1 protein-coding gene is annotated in these 667 nt (G+C 68.2%); it reads right to left on the reverse strand.

Translation table 11 applies throughout. The annotated features are described in order from the left end of the window. The coding region (locus AWZ10_RS31040; protein WP_279616649.1) for a serine dehydratase beta chain at positions 1-667 on the reverse strand (667 nt) is incomplete at both ends.

The raw sequence follows: 667 nt of genomic DNA on the forward strand, positions 1-667 counted from the left end.
CCTGCATCACGCGCCAGATGTCGAGGAGACCGGAACGGATCTCGTCCTCGCTGCGCCAGGCCCGCTCGTTCTCCAGCATCAACCCCGAGATGGACAGACCGGTTTCATGGGTGAGACGGAGCAGGTCGTCGCCGCTGTGGAAGGGGTGTTTCAGCACGGTCTCGTCGAGTTTGACGCGGTCCGCGCCGACCGCGTCCTCGTCGACGACGAAGCCGCCGCCGACGGAGTAGTACGTCTTCGACAGCAGCTCCGTGCCCGCCGCGTCGTAGGCCCGGATCGTCATGCCGTTGGCGTGGTACGGCAGCGTCTTGCGGCGGTGCAGGACCAGGTCCTTGTCGAAGTCGAAGGCGATCGCTCGGGCGTCGCCGATCTCGACGCCCAACAGCCGCAGCGTTCCGGTCGACCTGATGTGGTCGACGTCGTGCTCGGCCTGGTTGATGTCGACCGTGTGAGGCTCGTTGCCCTCCAGGCCCAGGAGTACGGCCTTGGGGGTGCCGTGGCCATGGCCGGTGGCGCCCAGCGAGCCGTACAACTCGGCGTGGACCGTGGCGGTCCGGGTGAGCGCGCCGTCCTCCTTCAGGCGGACGGCGAACATGCGGGCGGCGCGCATCGGGCCGACCGTGTGGGAGCTGGACGGGCCGATGCCGATCGAGAACAGGTCGAAGAC

It is taken from the genome of Streptomyces europaeiscabiei, assembly GCF_001550375.1.
GTDB lineage: Bacteria > Actinomycetota > Actinomycetes > Streptomycetales > Streptomycetaceae > Streptomyces > Streptomyces europaeiscabiei.